At 46.2% G+C, this 18,567-nt stretch carries 11 protein-coding genes, 1 pseudogene and 1 riboswitch; of the genes and pseudogenes, 4 read left to right on the forward strand and 8 right to left on the reverse strand.

Features of this window, described 5'->3' with window-relative positions:
* Positions 1–21: 21 nt before the first annotated feature.
* From dapD to AB4351_RS17880, 6 genes and pseudogenes are all read right to left on the reverse strand, one after another.
* Complete coding sequence (gene dapD / locus AB4351_RS17855) at positions 22–1,053, reverse strand: 2,3,4,5-tetrahydropyridine-2,6-dicarboxylate N-succinyltransferase (RefSeq protein WP_017059885.1); 1,032 nt, start codon at positions 1,051–1,053, stop codon at positions 22–24.
* 258 nt (positions 1,054–1,311) lie between these two features.
* Positions 1,312–1,944 (reverse strand): annotated as a pseudogene (locus AB4351_RS17860) (MarC family protein).
* A 228-nt stretch (positions 1,945–2,172) separates the two neighbouring features.
* On the reverse strand, positions 2,173–3,162 hold the full coding sequence (locus AB4351_RS17865; protein ID WP_372126765.1) for a GGGtGRT protein: 990 nt from the start codon (positions 3,160–3,162) through the stop codon (positions 2,173–2,175).
* A 25-nt stretch (positions 3,163–3,187) separates the two neighbouring features.
* Positions 3,188–3,880, reverse strand: coding sequence for an iron-sulfur cluster assembly scaffold protein (locus AB4351_RS17870; RefSeq protein ID WP_017071044.1), 693 nt, complete (start codon positions 3,878–3,880; stop codon positions 3,188–3,190).
* Positions 3,881–4,074: 194 nt separating this feature from the next.
* Positions 4,075–4,159: riboswitch (Fluoride riboswitch) on the reverse strand.
* Between the two features lie 155 nt (positions 4,160–4,314).
* Positions 4,315–4,608 carry a YebG family protein gene (locus tag AB4351_RS17875; RefSeq protein ID WP_008223840.1) on the reverse strand — a complete coding sequence of 98 codons (294 nt, stop codon included), beginning with the start codon at positions 4,606–4,608 and terminating at the stop codon, positions 4,315–4,317.
* Between the two features lie 88 nt (positions 4,609–4,696).
* Complete coding sequence (locus tag AB4351_RS17880; protein ID WP_017059889.1) at positions 4,697–5,593, reverse strand: LysR family transcriptional regulator; 897 nt, start codon at positions 5,591–5,593, stop codon at positions 4,697–4,699.
* Positions 5,594–5,801: 208 nt separating this feature from the next.
* On the opposite strand from AB4351_RS17880, the gene AB4351_RS17885 reads away from it, so the two are divergent.
* The 4 genes from AB4351_RS17885 to recD all read left to right on the forward strand — a co-directional run bounded on the left by AB4351_RS17885 (position 5,802) and on the right by recD (position 16,650).
* Positions 5,802–6,752 (forward strand): TDT family transporter, encoded by a 951-nt coding sequence (locus tag AB4351_RS17885; RefSeq protein WP_017071043.1) that lies wholly within the window; start codon positions 5,802–5,804, stop codon positions 6,750–6,752.
* Between the two features lie 127 nt (positions 6,753–6,879).
* Positions 6,880–10,356 (forward strand): exodeoxyribonuclease V subunit gamma, encoded by a 3,477-nt coding sequence (gene recC / locus AB4351_RS17890; protein WP_372126766.1) that lies wholly within the window; start codon positions 6,880–6,882, stop codon positions 10,354–10,356.
* Positions 10,357–10,765: 409 nt separating this feature from the next.
* Complete coding sequence (recB, locus tag AB4351_RS17895; RefSeq protein ID WP_372126768.1) at positions 10,766–14,440, forward strand: exodeoxyribonuclease V subunit beta; 3,675 nt, start codon at positions 10,766–10,768, stop codon at positions 14,438–14,440.
* Positions 14,440–16,650 carry an exodeoxyribonuclease V subunit alpha gene (gene recD / locus AB4351_RS17900; protein ID WP_372126770.1) on the forward strand — a complete coding sequence of 737 codons (2,211 nt, stop codon included), beginning with the start codon at positions 14,440–14,442 and terminating at the stop codon, positions 16,648–16,650. The genes recB and recD overlap by 1 nt, the downstream gene beginning before the upstream one ends.
* 81 nt (positions 16,651–16,731) lie before the next feature.
* Here recD and AB4351_RS17905 read toward each other — a convergent pair whose 3' ends face one another.
* Together AB4351_RS17905 and argA are read right to left on the reverse strand one after the other, a co-directional pair.
* Entirely contained in the window at positions 16,732–16,923 is a 192-nt protein-coding gene (locus tag AB4351_RS17905) for a hypothetical protein (protein ID WP_046224581.1), read from the reverse strand.
* A 283-nt stretch (positions 16,924–17,206) separates the two neighbouring features.
* The gene (argA, locus tag AB4351_RS17910) at positions 17,207–18,544 is read right to left on the reverse strand and encodes an amino-acid N-acetyltransferase (protein ID WP_017064194.1); all 1,338 of its coding nucleotides are present in this window, start codon (positions 18,542–18,544) and stop codon (positions 17,207–17,209) included.
* Positions 18,545–18,567: the final 23 nt, after the last annotated feature.

The raw sequence follows: 18,567 nt of genomic DNA on the forward strand, positions 1-18,567 counted from the left end.
ATCTAGCATCTAGCATCTAGATTAGTTGTTGCTGTGTAGCTCGCTGTTCAGTTCAACTGCAGACTTGTTCGCAAGACATTCAATTTGGCCAGTAATCGAGTTACGACGGAATAGAAGGTCAGAAACGCCAGCAAGGTCACGGGCTTTAATGATTTCTACTTCGTTGCCTTCTTTATCTAGCATGCGAACCTTAGTACCCGCAGTCACGTAAAGACCAGATTCAACCGTGCAACGGTCGCCCATTGGGAAGCCAAGACCCGCGTTTGCGCCTAGCAGGCAGTTTTCGCCGATAGAGATAACCATAGTACCGCCACCAGACAGAGTACCCATGATAGAAGCGCCGCCGCCGATGTCTGAACCGTTACCCACAACAACACCCGCAGAGATACGACCTTCAACCATGCTCACGCCAGTAGTACCCGCATTGAAGTTGATGAAACCTTCGTGCATTACCGTTGTGCCTTCGCCTACGTGTGCGCCAAGACGAACACGAGAAGTATCAGCAATACGAATACCTGTTGGTACTACGTAATCCACCATTTTAGGGAACTTGTCTACGCAATCTACAGACAGAGCACGACCTGCAAGGCGAGCTTCGATTTGACGCTCAGCCAGCTCAGGTAGGTCGATAGGGCCTTCGTTTGTCCATGCGATGTTGTGCAGTAGACCGAAGATGCCGTCCAGTACCGTACCGTGTGGTTGTACTAGGCGGTTAGAGATAAGTTGTAGCTTTAGGAAGCCTTCAGCAACTGATGCTGGCTTCTCGTCAGTAGCAAGAACAACAAGAACAAGTGGCTGTTCAGACGCTGCCGCTTTTTCTGCGAAAGATGCGTTAGCTGCATCATCGTTTGCTGCGAATGCTTTCGCCAGTTCTGCGCTTTGTGCAGCAGAGATTTCGATAGCTTGGTTGCCTTCAGCGTAACCTGACACTTCAGCTACAGCTGCTACAAGAGCGTCGCTTGGGTTTAGAAGCGGGTTAGGGAAGAACGCTTCAATGATTTTATTGTCGCGATTTTTGGTTGCCGTACCGAAGGCTAGTGAAAAATAAGCCATGTTGAATCTCCATGTGTTGAGTCTTGATTTTGCTATTCCAAAACAACGGCTCGAATAACAAGCGCTGCCGTTAGCAAAGTTAATTTAATTGCGTTCATCATAAAGAGAGCGCCCTCGTTATGAAAGGGCGTATCGGGATAAAGTCTGTAAAATGATATTGCTTGTCTTTTGAGAGATAGTTTTCTGCAATGAGAAAACACTGCAGATCAACACAAATTGATTGGTGCGTTAATCAACATTCTCCTGTGAATCCCCTCTTTAGATAAACAGTGCCTTATAAGCTTGCTCAATCCCTTCAATCAACATCTGCATACCGATTACCGCGAGTATCAACCCCATCATTCGAGTAATCACGTTCAGTGCGCTTGGTCCAACGGCTTTAACGAAGCGCTCGCCAAATACAAACAATACGTAGGTTAAGGCGCATAGTAGGCCAAAGGCGACGATGGTTTCGTAGATGCCTTCGGTGCTGGCAAAGTTCATCGCGGTGGCAATGGTGCCCGGTCCGGCTAATATTGGCATTGCCAGTGGCGAGACGGCGATACTGAGCGCCGCATCTTGTTGAGCGTCTGAGTTGACCTTCTCTTTTGCTTTAGAGTGTGTTGAGTCACCTTGCAGCATATGAAAGCCAATCAAGAACACGAGGATCCCGCCGGTGATACGAAGCGCGTAAAGCGTGATACCAAAGAGGTCGAAGATGAGTTTACCCGAGACAGCAAAGGTGCTGACGATGATGAAGGCGATGAACACTGAGCGGAAAGCGATAGACTTGACCGTTTCCCTATCATTATCACCTGTTAATCAAAGAAAGATCGGTGTGTTGGCGATAGGGTTCATGATGGCAAAAAAGCCCATGAACACGGTAATGGTATGAATGATGAGCTCTTTCATATTATTCCTTTGAAAATATGTAGTTAAATACGACAGCAGAATGTATTTAATCTTAGATACAAATAATTATTAGAAATAGATAGTAGAGCAAGTGTGAATAAAAAACAGCCAGCATAAGGCTGGCTGTTTGGTTTTAGTGATAGGTGTAGAGTTTTAGTCGTCCGTTATTGCTTGATTCTCAACTAACAGACTCTACATAACAGGCAGATTGTGGGACTCACTTTGTCGTTATGCGTGTTGAGATTCACTCACTGCCACAGCCAATGCAACCGTCGATCCGACCATTGGGTTGTTGCCCATGCCGATGAAGCCCATCATCGCCACGTGAGCAGGAACTGAAGAGCTACCTGCGAACTGAGCATCAGCGTGCATTCTGCCCATGGTATCGGTCATGCCGTAAGACGCTGGGCCTGCTGCTACGTTATCTGGGTGCAATGTTCGACCTGTACCGCCACCTGAAGCAACTGAGAAGTATGGCAAACCTTGGCGAGTGCGTTCTGCTTTGTAGATACCAGCAACAGGGTGTTGGAAGCGTGTTGGGTTGGTTGAGTTACCCGTGATACTCACATCCACTTCTTCTCTGTGCATGATCGCTACACCTTCACGTACATCATCAGCGCCGTAACACAAGATCTCGCCACGAGGGCCTTGTGAGAAGCGGCGACGTTCTGTTTCAACTAGCTCACCCGTTTGGTAATCAAATTGAGTGCGAACATAAGTAAAGCCATTGATGCGAGAGATTAGGTAAGCGGCATCTTTACCTAGACCGTTCAAGATAACTTTCAATGGTGTTTTCCGTGATTTGTTCACGTTCAGTGCAATCTTGATCGCACCTTCTGCAGCAGCAAAAGACTCATGGCCTGCAAGGAAAGCAAAGCAGTGGCTCTCTTCATTGAGAAGGCGAGCAGCCAGTGCGCCATGGCCGATACCGACTTGGCGTTGCTCCGCAACACTGCCGGGTTTTGTGAATGCTTGAAGGCCTTCACCAATGATATTCGCTGCTTGTTCTGCGTTGTTCGCTTTACGGAACAGAGCCAATGCTGCACCAAGAGTGTAAGCGTCAGCTGCGCTTTTAAATGCGATAGGTTGAGTGTCCATCACTAATGCTTTTGGATCGACATTGTGTGATAAACAGTATTGGTTTGCTTGCTCTAAAGAGTCGAAGTTCATTTCTGCCAATACGCGAGTTACTGATTCATTAAATTGAGTGTTCATCATATCTTTCCTCTTTTATTGGCAAAAATTATTGTTGACGTGGGTTAATGGTGGTCACGGCTTCGTCGAAGCGACCATAAGTCCCTGTCGCAAGGTCGGCCGCTTCATTCGCTGGCACGCCTTGGTTAATCGCCTTCATCATTTTGCCGAGGTTGAGATATTCGTAGCCAATCACTTCGCTGTGATCATCAAGTGCAAGCTTGGTTACGTAACCTTCTGCAAGCTCTAGGTAACGAACGCCTTTTGCTGCGGTTGAGTAGCTGGTGCCAACTTGGCTGCGCTGTGTTTGACCTAAGTCTTCTAGTGCTGCGCCGATCTCTAGGCCACCTTCAGAGAAAGCCGACTGAGTTCGACCGTAAACAAACTGCAGGAAGATTTCGCGCATCGCGACGTTAATCGCGTCACATACCAAGTCAGTATTCAGCGCTTCTAGAATGGTTTTTCCGGTGAGGATTTCCGCAGCCATCGCGGCAGATTGAGTCATACCTGAACAACCAATCGTTTCGATTAATGCTTCTTCGATGATGCCGTTTTTTACGTTAAGAGTCAGTTTTGCAGCACCTTGTTGTGGTGCACAAGTGCCAACACCGTGGCTTAAGCCAGAAATAGCGATGACATCTTTTGGGCTAACCATTGCGCCTTCAACTGGAATTGGAGCTGAATTGTGAAGATCACCCCTTTGAATAGGGCACATTGATTGAATTTCTGAAGAGTAGTGCATAATGTTTTCTCACTTATAGAGCCATTTAAGGCCTAGGGCGTTGAGAAAACAGGACGTGTTGGAAGAGGTGCGGCTAATTCACTACAGATCTTGAGTATCGATAATCCAAAGGTGTCATGGAACTTGGTCTTAATAGACTAAGTCCATTTCAAAATGGAGGAATAGCGATACGTCCAACAGTATTACCTGTTTTCGATTCTGTAGGAGTCATTAGCACTGTTCGGAAAGAACGGGCGGATGAAGCAAAAGCTTAGGTGGAACCCCATCACCTGATGGCTATAGATTAGATCTTCCTCACACTTTCATGCAAGCGAATGTTTAGAGCGATTTCGACTATAAACAAGCTTCATTATATTTCGATAAGTATAAAAAAACGCCAATAACGAACTCTGATTAGAGGCGTCATTGACGTTTTTTAGAAAGGTATCAGTTAGTTAAGCTGCATCTTCTTCTGCGTCTTCAACAGCTTCAAGCTTCTTAGCTTTTTTCGGAGCTGGCTTACGCTTAGCACCTAATGCGTAAAGAACTTCTTCTTTGTTCTTCGCTAGGTACATTGCAAGTTCTTCTTGCTTGCCTTCATCTTCAACTAAATCGCTTTTGCCTAACAGTTCAAAAAGCTCATCAGCCATATCCAGCATTTTGTCGTATGCGTCAGCTTCGGCTTTAGAGGTAAAAGTCATTTTCTCTTCTCCGTTGCGTTCCACCACGTACTTGACGATAACAGCCATGGTTAATCCTCTAAGTTTGATAAATTTTACTGGCTTTTTATACAGTTTCTGATGTTAAAAGTCCAGTTGGAGCCCGTACTATGCGGCCTCAATCTTGATGTGCCGCCCAGTCTTCACAATAACTCATGAAAGATTTCAGCAGTGGGCTTTGATATTTGTCTTTATGGACCAGCATCCAGAATCGGCGTTTCATATCAAGTGGCACATTAAGCGCTTTTACTCGGCCTGAATCGATCGCTCGCTGAGCAGCTAAACGGGACAAACAGGCAAAGCCAAGACCGGCAGAAACAGAGTTGATGATTGCTTCTGTGGTGTTGAGTTCAAAAGATTCATACCAATGTTCGATGCGCGGTGCGACGGCACGAAGGAAAAACTCGCGAGTCCCTGAGCCTGATTCACGTAAAATCCAATGGCTGTCTTCCAAATCGCTTAAAATCACTTTTTCTTTGGCAACGAGAGGATGTTGATTACTAACAATAATGCACATTTCATCGCTGCTAAACTGACTCGAAATGAGTTCAGGGTGTAATGTTTTTCCTTCAATTAGCGCGATATCAAGTTCATAATCCACCAACTTTTGGCAGATCAGGGCACTGTTTGAAATGAACAAGCTTTGATCCTGATGTTGAGTTCGTTCGCGAAAGCCTGACAAAATAAACGGTGCGACCTGATTACCAATCGTGTCACTCGCGCCGACCTTTAGATTGCCACTTAAAGGCTGATCATCACGGAACAAAACATCAATACCAGCAGCACGATGTAATATTTCATCCGCCAATGGAAGTAACTTATGTCCCTCTTGGTTGAGAATTAATCGGTTGTTGACCCGGTCAAATAGAGAGTGGCCGAGTTGTTTCTCCATTTCGCCTAGTGCCATGCTGACCGCAGCTTTAGACAGAAACAGAGCCTCAGAGGCAGCAGTCAATGTCGAGTGCTGAGTAATAGTGACGAACACTTTGAGCTGTTTTATTGAAATATTAGCCATCAGATTCCTAGTTTTACTCTGCTGGTGAAAATGGATTCTGTTCAGTATTGATGAACACTTGTTATATATAATTGGATATTGTTTAACGAAGCGCAAGCGTATTATGGCTTCAACAAGCTGATGAGTTCACAAGTTTAGTGAATTAGGTTTAAGAGAGGCTGACATGATTCAACGTATTAAATATAGATTAACAGGAGCTCCAACACCCATGGCAGGGTTAGCACTCGCAATTGCAAGCTTAGGCTGGTGTTGGGATGGTGTTCTAGTCGCACAAGGTATCTTACACACACCGGGTTTGGTGCAGTGGATCAGTGCTGGCATTGCGGCGGTATTACTTCTTGTTTTAGCTGTGAAATTTTTGATTCATGGTCACCTATTGCGTGAAGATCTTGCTCACCCTGTTGTCGGCAGTGTGGTACCAACATTTGCAATGGGGTGCATGGTGGTGTCAGCGTCTTTGGCGCCAATCTCTCAATTCTTACAAGAAGCTATGTGGTTGGCTTCTGTGGCTTTGCATGTTGTGTTTCTAACGAGCTTTTTGTACCACAGAGCTAAAAACTTTGAGATTCACCACATGGTGCCAAGCTGGTTTGTGCCACCGATCGGTATTATCGTCGCTGACGTCTCTTTCTCAGGTAATCCAGTTTTAGAGCCAGTAGCTAACGCGACTTTGGTATTCGGCTTATTGGTTTACGCAGTAATGCTACCAATCATGGTTTACCGTTTGATCTTCTCTCACGAAGTGCCAGATGCTGCAAAACCAACGATTGCGATTATGGCAGCACCGGCAAGCCTATCTTTGGCGGGTTACTTAACCGTTACTGCTAACCCTTCACCTGTGATCATTGGTTTACTATTTGGTATTGCAGTGTTGATGACGTTCATTATCTATATGGCGTTTTTCAAACTACTTCGTCTTCCATTTAGCCCTGGTTATGCAGCGTTTACCTTCCCAATCGTGATTGGTGCAACAGCCTTGTTCAAACTGGCTGCGTGGATGCAAGCACAAGGTATTGAAGCGCATTACATCAATCAAGTGTTTGGCCTAGCGTATCTAGAATTGATTGTGGCAACGTTTGTAGTGGGTTATGTGGCGGTTCGTTATTACATGAATTACAAACCTCACCGTGTTCTAAGCGCGGTAGGCAGTAGATTGTAAGAAGCAATAGTTCAAAAGATAAACGGAGCTTAAGTTTTCAGTATTTCATAAGCTTATATTCCTAATCCAAACTCGGCACTTATGCTAATCTGGCTTTATATTGTGGCAAGATTAGCGTGAGTGCACTTTGTTTACTGTTTACCATTCCAATAAAGTTGATACTTTAAAAATTCTTCTCGTTCACTTAATCAAAAGTGACCCTTTAGCCAATCCTTTCGAAAAAGAGCAGATCTTGGTTCAGAGCCCGGGTATGTCTCAATGGCTTAAGATGGAACTCGCCAAAGAGTTTGGTGTAGCAGCAAATATCGATTTTCCTCTTCCAGCGACCTTCATTTGGGATATGTTTACCCAAGTGCTTCCTGACGTACCTAAACGCAGTGCTTTTAACAAAGAAGCGATGACGTGGAAGCTGATGAGTTTGCTACCCGCGAAACTTGACCACCCTGATTTCTTACCCCTACAGCGCTATCTTGAAAACGACGAAGACGGCTCTAAGTTGTATCAATTAGCCGAGAAAATTGCCGATATCTTCGATGGCTACTTGGTGTATCGACCTGAGTGGATGGCGATGTGGGAAGCGGGAGAACCCGTTGCAGAATTGATTGATAGTGAAGGACAACAAGAGCACCCTTGGCAGCCGATTTTGTGGAAGGCACTCTACGATCAAACGCTCTCTCAAGGCCAATCGAAATATCACCGTGGTAACTTGTATCACGACTTCATTGAAGCGTTAGCTAATCAACAAGGCCAGTTACAACACCTGCCGAAACGTCTGTTTGTGTTTGGTATTTCGTCACTGCCTCCTCGCTACATGGATGCCTTGAAAGCGCTTGGCGAGCAGATTGATGTCCACCTGATGTTTACCAACCCTTGCCAACATTACTGGGGCGATATTCGTGACCGTAAATACTTGGCGAGAGTGGAAGCGCAGCGTCGTAAGCAGTTTGCTTTGGTTGATGGTTTACCTCAGCTAGAAGGCGAAGTCTCACCATTAAAAGATGGCATTGAAGCCAATATTGAAGACGAACTGCATACCAGCCAAGCGGTCGGTAATAGCTTACTGGCGTCTATGGGTAAACTGGGCAGAGATAACCTGTTCTTGCTGTCTCAATCAGACAGCGAAGAGCATGAGTTCTTTATTGATGTCGAGAGAGACAGCCTGCTGCATCAACTGCAAGCCGATATTCTTGAGTTAGAAGAGCACCAAGACGATCACATCTTAGACTCCAGCAACCACAAACAAGTGGTTGAGCTGGGCGATCGTTCGTTGACGGTACACGCTTGTCACAGCCCAATGCGCGAGGTGGAGGTTCTCCATGACCAGTTGTTAGCGATGTTTGATGCTGATCCAAGCTTAAAACCACGCGATATCATTGTGATGGTGGCAGACATCAATGCTTACAGCCCTGCTATTCAGGCGGTATTTGGTAATGCTCCGGGTGAGCGTTATATCCCTTACTCGATCTCGGATAGAACGGCAGACCAAGAGAGCCCAATTCTGACCGCGTTCATGCAGTTGGTCGCGTTACCGAACACGCGTTGTCTAGCTTCTGAACTTCTAGAGCTATTAGAAATCCCAGCGATGATGGCACGCTTCGGTATTGATGAATTTCAATTTGAACAAGCTAAGCAGTGGGTTGAAGAAGCGGGTATCCGCTGGGGCGTCGATTCTTCTACGGCAACAGAGTTTGATTTGCCTGCCACCGAGCAAAATACCTGGCTATTTGGTATCCAGCGTATGTTACTGGGTTATGCGATGTCGGATTCCGCAGGTTTGTTTGAAACTGGACACTCTCCAATTGCATCTTATAACGAAGTTCAGGGCATTAACGCCGAACTTGCTGGTAAGTTAGCGCACTTTATTGATCGTATTGCCCATTACCGTCAACGCCTTGCTGAGACGCAATCCATCGATATTTGGCGTGAAACCTTGCTGCAAATGATTGATGATTTTTTTGCGGTTGAGCTGGAAGGTGAGGTGGTGCTTAAGTCGATTCGTGATGCACTTTCACAACTGAATGAACAGCTTGATGATGCCTTGTATGAGCAAGAGTTGTCGCCGAGTATCATCTATCAGTACTTAAATAATAAACTGTCGGGCGCCCGTATCAGTCAGCGTTTCTTAGCGGGACAAGTTAACTTTTGTACCTTGATGCCGATGCGTTCTATTCCGTTCAAAACCGTCTGTTTGTTAGGCATGAATGATGGGGTTTACCCTCGCTCAATGCCGCCAGAAGGTTTTGACCTGATGAACGGGCGCACTCGACCTGGTGATCGTTCTCGTCGTGATGATGACCGTTATCTATTCCTAGAAGCAATGCTGTCAGCACAAGAGTGTTTATACATCAGCTATGTCGGCCGTTCGATTCAAGATAATACTGAGCGAGTACCGTCGGTATTGGTTTCTGAGTTGATTGAGTACTGCCACCAGAACTACTGCCTAAGTGCAGATCAAGCGTTACCAAGTGATGATTCTGGTATCAAACTGACTCAAGCAATCAGCTTTGAACACACCATGACACCATTTAGCCCAGCAGCCTTTACGCAAGGTGATGCAGGTCATGTATTGAGCTACGCCAAAGAATGGCTTCCTGCGGCAAATCGTTCTGGTGAGCGCAGTGGTGAATTCAATCGCGCTTTGGATGACTATTTGCTTGGTGCGAGCTATCCGTTAGAACTCGATTTGGTTGAGCTACAGCGTTTCTGGCGTTTGCCGGTGCAATACTTCTTTAATCGCCGTCTAAAAGTCGTGTTTGAGCCACCGCTTCCGGTAATGGAAGACGACGAGCCGTTCGTGCTTAATGGCTTAGAAAGCTTCCAGCTTAAAGATGCGCTGCTGCAAGTGTTGCAGGACCACCCAGAAGGCGCAGACGAAGCGGTGCGACTGTTTGTCTCTGAGCAAAAAGCCCAAGGTCGATTACCGGTCGGCGCCTTCGGTGACATCGAATTTGAAACCAACCGTGTTCAAGCGGAAGACTTAGCCAAAGAGATTAGATTTGTGAGCGGATCACCGCAGCAAGATCTCGAAGTGAATATCGAGTTTGACGTGTTAGGCGAAGGTAAGCCTGTTCGCTTGATGGGGTGGTTAACTCAAAACTATCAATCAGGTCTAGTGCGTTTCCGTAGCGGCAAAATACGCTCTCAAGATTATTTGGCTGCGTGGATTGATCATCTATCCTGCGCTGTTATGGGACACGGAAAAACGACCCATATTATTGGCTATGACAGAAAAGAGGGCGTGGTTCACCAAACGCTACAACCTATCGGCGATGCGCAGCAAGCGAAGAGTATATTAGCTGAGTTAGTACGACTGTTTTATCAAGGTATGACTGCACCATTGCCATACTTCCCGAAAACGGCATTAGCTGGTGTTGAAGCGGGCTTTAGCCGTGGTAAGTGGGTCGATGATGAAGAAAAGTCACTCAAGAAAATGGCCGATACCTTTAATGACAGCTTCGCCTTCACGGGCGAGGGTAGAGATACCTACATCTCACGAATCTGGTCTAAATGGGACGATGAATTGGCTACTGAGTCGCGTATGTATTCAACGCTTGTGCTACAGGCGGCAAGGTTGGCTGCTGCCGATCTGGAAGATCAGGAGTAGGTGGCTGTGATCGACAAGATCAATAGCGAGTGCGCTGAATTAATGAAAGACAAAAGAGAGTCGCTGGTAAGCGTTTGGTACGCTTGCTTTCAAGATGAAGGGAATCAAGGTGAATAGAAGCAAGGTACAGGAAATAAAGTGGCCGCCAGTAAATCATTATTAGTGTAGGGCGTTCGCTGTACGGCCACAGGTCAGAGGGACCATTATTCTGTGGTTCAAAGTAACGCCGTAAAGTACAAAACTCGTACGTGCTCCTGAACTCGTGGGCGCATAGTAGCGAGGCGATCCGAATTGATCCGTGAGAGAGATCGCACTAACTATTAACAAATTAGCGTAGGACGTAAATTGAATGACGTTTTCCACGCTAGGTCACATTTGTAACAACACATTTATCAGAAGGCAGTAAGGCATGACGACCACAAGCAGTGTTCAGGTAATCGCTCCACAGACACTCGATACCATGACGTTTCCACTTCATGGCGCGCGTTTAATTGAAGCATCAGCGGGTACAGGTAAAACATTTACCATCGCTGGCTTGTACTTACGCCTACTGCTCGGGCATGGCACGGCCGCTCCACAAGGTGATCTGACTGAAGCCACTCGACACCATGAGCCGCTAACCGTAGACCAAATTCTGGTGGTGACCTTTACTGAAGCAGCTACGGCTGAGCTGCGAGATCGTATTCGTGCTCGTATTCATGATGCACGCATTGCGTTTGCACGTGGGCAAAGTGACGACCCAGTGATTGCGCCTTTGTTACAAGCCATCGATGATCATGCTGGCGCGGCTAAAACTCTGCTTAACGCTGAAAGACAAATGGATGAGGCTGCGGTATACACCATTCACGGTTTCTGTCAGCGAATGTTGACTCAAAATGCTTTTGAGTCTGGAAGCCGCTTTGATAACGAATTTGTGACCGATGAAAGCCACCTAAAAGCACAAGTAGTTGCTGACTATTGGCGTAAACAGTTTTACCCGCTGCCCATTCAACTGGCTGGTGAGGTTCGTAATATCTGGGGTTCACCGGCTGCATTATTAGCAGACGTAAATCGTTATCTGACAGGATCTCCGCTGAAATTGACGGTAGATGCGATGTCGGGCGACTTGCAAACTCTGCACAACCAAAACCTAGATAAAGTGAAGCAACTTAAAGCGCTGTGGTGTGAATCCGAAGCGGACTTTTTGGCTTTGATCTCTGCTTCGGATGTGAACAAGCGTAGCTACACTAAGAAATCTCTGCCGACATGGTTAGAAGCTGTGACAGCATGGGCGCAGAGCGACACTCATGATTACCAGTTTCCAGATAAACTAGAGAAGTTCTCACAAGCAACGCTAATTGAAAAAACACCAAAAGGCACCGCGCCTCAGCACGCGGTGTTTGAGGCTATTGAGAATTTCTTAAATTCTCCTGTAGATCTAAAAGCTCCATTGCTGGCGCATGCGATTACTCATTGTCGAATCATGTTAGCTAAGGCTAAACAGCAGAAGCAGTGGTTATCGTTTGATGACCTACTGACCCAGTTATCTGCGTCGATCGATGTCGATGAGCAGTCACTGCTGGTGGAAAGGATTCGCACGCTCTACCCGGTGGCGATGATCGATGAATTTCAGGATACCGACCCACTGCAATACAGTATTTTTAGCCGAATCTATCTTGATAATCCGCAGTGCGGCTTGTTTATGATCGGTGACCCAAAGCAGGCGATTTATGGCTTTCGTGGCGCAGATATCTTTACCTATATCAAGGCGAGAAACCAAGTTAGTGCTCACTACACCTTAGGCACTAACTGGCGCTCAAGTGCCGATATGGTCAGTGCAGTAAACCAAGTGTTTATGAATTCGGACAGCCCGTTTATCTACGATCAAGACATTCCATTTTTGCCCGTTGCTGCCAGTCCATCAGCCGACAAACGCCAATGGGTGATGAACGGAGAAACTCAGCACGCACTTACCTTTTGGCTGCAAGAGGCTGAAGATAAGCCGTTACCAAAGGGTGAATATCACAAGGCCATGGCAGAAGCGACAGCGAGTCAAATTCAAACTATTCTGACCGCTTCTCAAAATCAACAAGCCTATTTTGATAACGGCAAAAAACAACATGCCGTGAATGCGGGTGATATTGCTGTTTTGGTTCGAACCGGTAGTGAAGGTCGTCTGATTAAGAACGCGTTGTCGGAACAAGGCATTGCGAGCGTGTATTTATCCAACCGAGACAGTGTATTCACCAGCTTGGTCGCACAAGATATTCAACGTTTGTTGCAGGCGGTGCTGACACCTGAAAATGACCGAGCATTACGTGCCAGTTTAGCGTCTGAATTGTTTGCTCTGGATGCCGCATCATTGGATGAACTCAACAACGATGAAGTGGTGTGGGAAAACGTCGTTAACGAGTTTAGAGAATATCGTAAGTTGTGGCTTCAGCGCGGCGTGTTGCCAATGCTTCGCAGCGTGATCAGTAAACGACATATCGCGGAACGCTTACTGGAAGAAGAAAATGGTGAGCGCTCACTCACTGATTTAATGCACATTGGCGAATTGTTGCAACAAGCAAGACAAGAACTCGACAGTGACTATGGCTTGTTGCGTTGGCTGGCTGAAGCAATCTCAGATGCACAAAATGGTTTAGGTGGCAGTGACGACGACATTCAACGCCTTGAATCAGAAAGAAACTTGGTTCAAATCGTTACCATTCATAAATCGAAAGGCTTGGAATATGACTTAGTATTTTTACCGTTCGTTGCAAGCTATCGTGAAGCGAGTGAAGGTAAGTTCTACGACCATGATTCAGACACCACAGTACTCGATATTACTGGCAGCGACAGTGCCTTAGCGCAAGCCGATAAAGAACGACTAGCGGAAGATTTGCGCCTGGTTTATGTAGCGCTGACTCGTGCGGTTTATGGCTGTTTTATTGGTATAGCGCCACTGCGTAAAGGGCGTTCAACCAAAGAACCGACAGGCGTGCATTTGAGTGCGATGGGCTACTTGGTTCAAAACGGACAAGAGCAGGGTATTACCGAATTGCATCAAGCTCTAACGGCAATTGAAGGCAAAAATTCAAGTGTGCTGTTAGCCGAAACACCAACCGCTCATGAACAGGTGTTTGTACAAACAGAGCAAGTGAGTGACGACTTACATGCTAATGAACTCAAGGCTTCAATCGACCGAGCTTGGCGTATCACCAGTTACTCGGGGCTTGTAAAGCAAGGCAGTCACGGCGCGAGCCATGACGCGACCATTGAGGTGTCTGGTTTTGATATTGACTCGGCTGATGAGCAGGATGAGTCTGAGTTGATTGAGCCTGAACGCTCTATCTTTACGTTCCCTCGTGGTGCTCGCCCAGGTACTTTCTTACACACCTTGTTTGAGGAGGTTGAATTTACCGAGCCAGCAACCAGTGAACATAACACGCAAGTAATCACTCACTTATTAGAATCAGAGCAATATGAATTAGAGTGGCTACCTGTGCTTCAGCAACTGGTCGATACAGTGCTGAACACCGCATTAGACGGCAAGAACTTAAAGCTAAGCGAGAAAGACTCGACGCAACGTTTAGTTGAGATGGAATTCTTACTGCCGATCGAAGTATTGGCTGCATCTGAACTGAATCAAACCATTCAATATCACGATCCATTGTCAGCCAAAGCGGGCGATCTAGGTTTCCAAACCGTGCAAGGTATGTTGAAAGGCTTCATCGATTTGGTGTTTGAGCACCAAGGTAAATACTATGTACTCGACTGGAAATCGAATCACTTAGGAGATGATGTTGCTGTCTACCATGGCGAGGCATTGAAATCGGCGATGGCCGACCATCGCTATGATTTGCAATATCAAATCTATGCATTGGCGTTGCACCGTTTCTTACGCAGCCGCGTTGCCAATTACAGCTACGAACAACATTTTGGTGGCGTGTACTACTTGTTCTTACGAGGAATGGACGGCCAATCTCAGCAAGGTATTTTCTCGGCCAAACCAACACTGGCTTTACTTGATGAAATGGATCAATTGATTGACGGTAAAGTGATAGACAGACGTTCGGCACAATTGAATGACGATGAAACTGGACAGATGGGGCTTTTATAATGACAACAACGACCACTAATACCGGCATAGATACTGCGAACACAGCAAAGCCAGTTTCACTTATTCCTGAGCAACTGATGGATGTACTCCAGTTTCTTGCGGATAAGGGTTCTATTCGTCAGTTGGATTATCAATTTGCCCGTTTTCTTGCTCAGCAAGCCACGAGCTACCCTCAAGAGATCGGCTTTCTCGCGGGGGTAGTGAGCCATGAATTAGGCAAAGGACACATTTGTACTCAGCTTATACAGCAGCATACGACAGGCCCTGAACTAGCGGCAGATCTTGCTCAGTTACTTGGGTTATACGGTGAAACTGCACTGCAATTGAACCAAAAACTGTTGGGTATTGATTGGGTGGCTGTGCTTCAATCATCAAACTTAGTGGGAACGACCAACGATTGTGTTAAGCCTCTAATGTTCGATGGGCAGCGTGTCTATTTACAGCGTTATTGGAACTACGAAGTTGTGTTGGCTGAGACCTTAAACCGTTTAAGTAAGCCGGTAGAGTTCAATACTGAGCAGAAAAAAGCGCTGACTGAAACGCTCAATCTGCTTTTTGCACGTAGCTATCATTTTCTGTTTAACGCCTTAGCCAGGGCTGAAGCAAATCAGCAGACGTCTCAGGTATTACGCCAACAATTGGTGTGTGACCATCTTGATATTGTGAATGAGCAGGCTTTAGATTGGGGATCAATCGACCAAGCGATTGTACAAGCTAAGCAGGTGACGGACTTAGATGTGTTGGACGACTTGGTGCCGTTATCGGCATGTTTGAACTGGCAAAAAGTCGCGGCAGCGGTGGCGCTGAGTCGTCGCTTTGCGGTGATTTCCGGTGGGCCGGGTACCGGTAAAACGACCACAGTAACCAAATTACTGTCGGCGATGATCGAGCAATCGCTCAGCCAAGGTAAAACGCCAACGATTAAGCTGGTGGCACCGACAGGTAAAGCGGCGGCGCGTTTAACCGAGTCGATTGGTAAAGCGATTGAGCAGCTGCCATTAGCGCCTGAAGTGAAGGCCAACATACCAACTGAATCGAGCACGTTACATCGATTACTCGGCGCGATTCCTAACCGTGCTGAGTTTAGACATAACCGACGCAATCCACTCCACCTTGATATCTTGGTAGTGGATGAAGCTTCAATGGTTGATCTGTCGATGATGTATAAGCTGGTGGATGCACTTCCTGAGCACGCAAGGCTCATCTTATTGGGTGATAAAGACCAACTCGCTTCAGTAGAGGCAGGTGCTGTGCTCGGTGATATCTGTTCATTCAACTCTGCAGGGTACAGCACAGCGCAAGGCAATTTGATTGCAGAGATGACAGGTTTTGATGCGATAGCTAAACCAAGACAAGACAAAGCTGGAGCGGTGAATCCGCCTGCGATTGCGGATAGCTTGTGTATGCTGCAGAAGAGTTATCGTTTCGATGCGCGCTCCGGTATCGGTCAGCTGGCAAAAGCAATCAATAATGGTTCTGCGAATCAAGTAGACCAAGTGTTTGCCAAAGATTTTGGCGATATCGAAAACCACCCTCTGTCGAGTGACAGCTATAACCTGATGCTGCGTACTTTGGTTAACGAGTATGGTGCGTACCTCAATAGAATGAATGTGCCGTTGGAAGAGTTAGAAACTCAAGAAGCGAGAGCGAAATCGGTACTCGATTTGTTCAGCCAATGCCGACTGTTGTGTTCCATTCGTGAAGGGGATTTTGGTGTTAAAGGCCTCAACCACAGAATTGAAAGAGCACTGGCCGCAAGGCGTTTGGTGAGCCCTCATAATGATGAGCTGTGGTATCACGGACGTCCTGTTATGGTGACGCGAAATGATCATGGCTTGGGTTTGTACAATGGTGATATTGGTATCTGTATGCTTGAGGCGGGTTCTAGTCAACCTGACTTAACCCCTCGTTTGAAGGTCTATTTTGAGTTGCCCGATGGCAGCGTAAAAGCTGTGCTACCAAGCCGAGTGCCCGATCATGAAACGGCTTATGCAATGACAATACACAAATCTCAGGGTAGTGAATTTGATCTGACCTTAATGATCTTGCCGCCAGATTTCAGCCCTATTTTAACGCGGGAGCTTATCTATACAGGTATTACACGTGCGAAGAAACGACTGATGATGTTCAGCGATACAAATGTGTTGAAGCGTGGGATTAAGGTGAAAACAGAGCGAGTGAGTGGTTTAGGCAGTCGCTTAACGAATTAGTCGTTATGGACGGCTAGAGAAGGTTTTGAACTTAGGGCTAGATAAACACAAAGCAACCATCCTTGGTTGCTTTGTGCGTTATTAGGAATCAGAGCCTAAAAACGCTCGAGTAAACGATATGTGGTTTATCTTGTACTTTGCTTGGCAATTCAAAATAAACTCTTTTAGATTCTCGCTAACAGGGAACACGCAGTGTACGTCTAGCCCTTCTAAGAATTGGTTATCAGCCATATCCCAAAAACTTTGCAGCGAGTTACAAACAATGGTTCTCATATCAATATTGCTCTTTTTGCTGTTTATATTAACGAGCAGAGCTAATGTTAGCGTGCTGGCCGTCAACGGGTATAGCAATCCGTGCAGTGACCACCTCAATGAGTTCGACATGACTATCGAGATGGCAATTCCAATAAAAACATTTGTTAAGATTATTAAAGCGTCTAAATTCTATACAATTATACGTGTGAGTGAAAGTGCATAGTTAATAAATCTCATATAGAAAACGATTACATTTGCAATTGTTTTTCCTTTGAAGTGAGATTTTAGTCCAAAACTTTATTTACACATTTAACGCTAAGATTTTTGAGTTACGTTGATAGTTGTACAGCCCCTGTTTTTCCATCGGTAGCTCATCAACTCCGATCTCGTAAAACCCTTGTTCACGGAACCAATGCAGGCTATGTGTGGTTAAAACGAAAATTTGGTCGATATCACGAGACTTCGATTGATGACGCATGTAGTCCAGTAATATTTGCCCGCGGTTGCCATCACGATAATCAGGATGAATCGCCACACACGCCATCTCTGCCATGTGATCTTCCGGATACGCATATAGTGCAGCGCAACCAATAATCAGTCCGTCTTTTTCGATAATCGTAAAGCGGTGAATCTCTTGTTCCAATTGTTCTCTTGAGCGACGAACGAGAATGCCTTGTTCTTCCAAAGGACGAATAAGGTCAAATATGCCACCAATATCGTCAATCTGAGCTTGTCTTACTTGCTCGGCACTAGCCATGACCACTTGGGTTCCAATACCGTCAAAAGAGAACAACTCTTGGATTAATGCGCCATCTACCTTGTAGCTGATTAGATGACAACGAGGCACACCAGCTCGACAAGCGGAGATCGCTCCTTTCAAGAAGCGCAGTGTTCCTGTGCTCATGTCTTCGGCAGGATTTTGAGATTCCGTTAATCGTTCCAGAATTTGCTTGGCATCTTTAGGGAAGAGTTCGGCGAGCACGTTACCGCGTTCATCTGTTACCCCTTGTTCGGAGCAGAAGCCAATCAGCTTGTCGGCCTTTAGACGAATAGCAACTTGGGTAGCGACCTCTTCAGAAAGTAGGTTAAAGCTTTCGCCTGTCACGGAGCTGGCAATAGGGCCAAGCAGTACAATTGAACCTTGGTCAAGCGTGCGATTGATCCCTTCGATATCGATTCGACGAATACGCCCGCTGTGGCAATAATCCGTACCGTCATCCACGCCAAGCGGTTGAGCCGTAATGAAGTTGCCACTCATAACATTGAGTTGAGTGCCTGCCATCGGCGTGTTGTTTAAGCTCATTGAGAGGCGTGCGGTGATGGCAAGTTGAAGCTGTCCAGCAGCCTGCATAGCGACGCCCAAAGAATATTCATCAGTGACCCTAATATTCTTGTGATAAGGCGTATGGCAATCTTGCTTGGCAAGCAATTGGTTGATCTGCGGTCTTGCCCCGTGAACGAGAACAATCTTTACTCCAAGGCTGTGGAGCAAGGCTATATCACTAATAATGTTACCAAAGTTCCTGTCGGCAACGGCTTCGCCTCCCAGCATAATGACCATGGTTTTGCCACGGTGAGCATTTACGTAAGGGGTTGATTGTCTGAAACCTTTTACTAGCGCTGTACTTCTTAATTTCACAGAACAAGTCCATTTTGTTTATT

It is taken from the genome of Vibrio sp. 10N.261.51.F11 (genome assembly GCF_041471665.1).
GTDB classification, from domain to species: Bacteria; Pseudomonadota; Gammaproteobacteria; order Enterobacterales; family Vibrionaceae; genus Vibrio; species Vibrio crassostreae_C.

Coding starts and splice junctions, on each gene's coding strand:
- dapD (WP_017059885.1), bottom strand. CDS start 1,053: ATGGCTTATTTTTCACTAGCCTTCGGTACGGCAACCAAAAATCGCGAC.
- AB4351_RS17865 (WP_372126765.1), bottom strand. CDS start 3,162: ATGATGAACACTCAATTTAATGAATCAGTAACTCGCGTATTGGCAGAA.
- AB4351_RS17870 (WP_017071044.1), bottom strand. CDS start 3,880: ATGCACTACTCTTCAGAAATTCAATCAATGTGCCCTATTCAAAGGGGT.
- AB4351_RS17875 (WP_008223840.1), bottom strand. CDS start 4,608: ATGGCTGTTATCGTCAAGTACGTGGTGGAACGCAACGGAGAAGAGAAA.
- AB4351_RS17880 (WP_017059889.1), bottom strand. CDS start 5,593: ATGGCTAATATTTCAATAAAACAGCTCAAAGTGTTCGTCACTATTACT.
- AB4351_RS17885 (WP_017071043.1), top strand. CDS start 5,802: ATGGCAGGGTTAGCACTCGCAATTGCAAGCTTAGGCTGGTGTTGGGAT.
- recB (WP_372126768.1), top strand. CDS start 10,766: ATGACGACCACAAGCAGTGTTCAGGTAATCGCTCCACAGACACTCGAT.
- recD (WP_372126770.1), top strand. CDS start 14,440: ATGACAACAACGACCACTAATACCGGCATAGATACTGCGAACACAGCA.
- AB4351_RS17905 (WP_046224581.1), bottom strand. CDS start 16,923: ATGAGAACCATTGTTTGTAACTCGCTGCAAAGTTTTTGGGATATGGCT.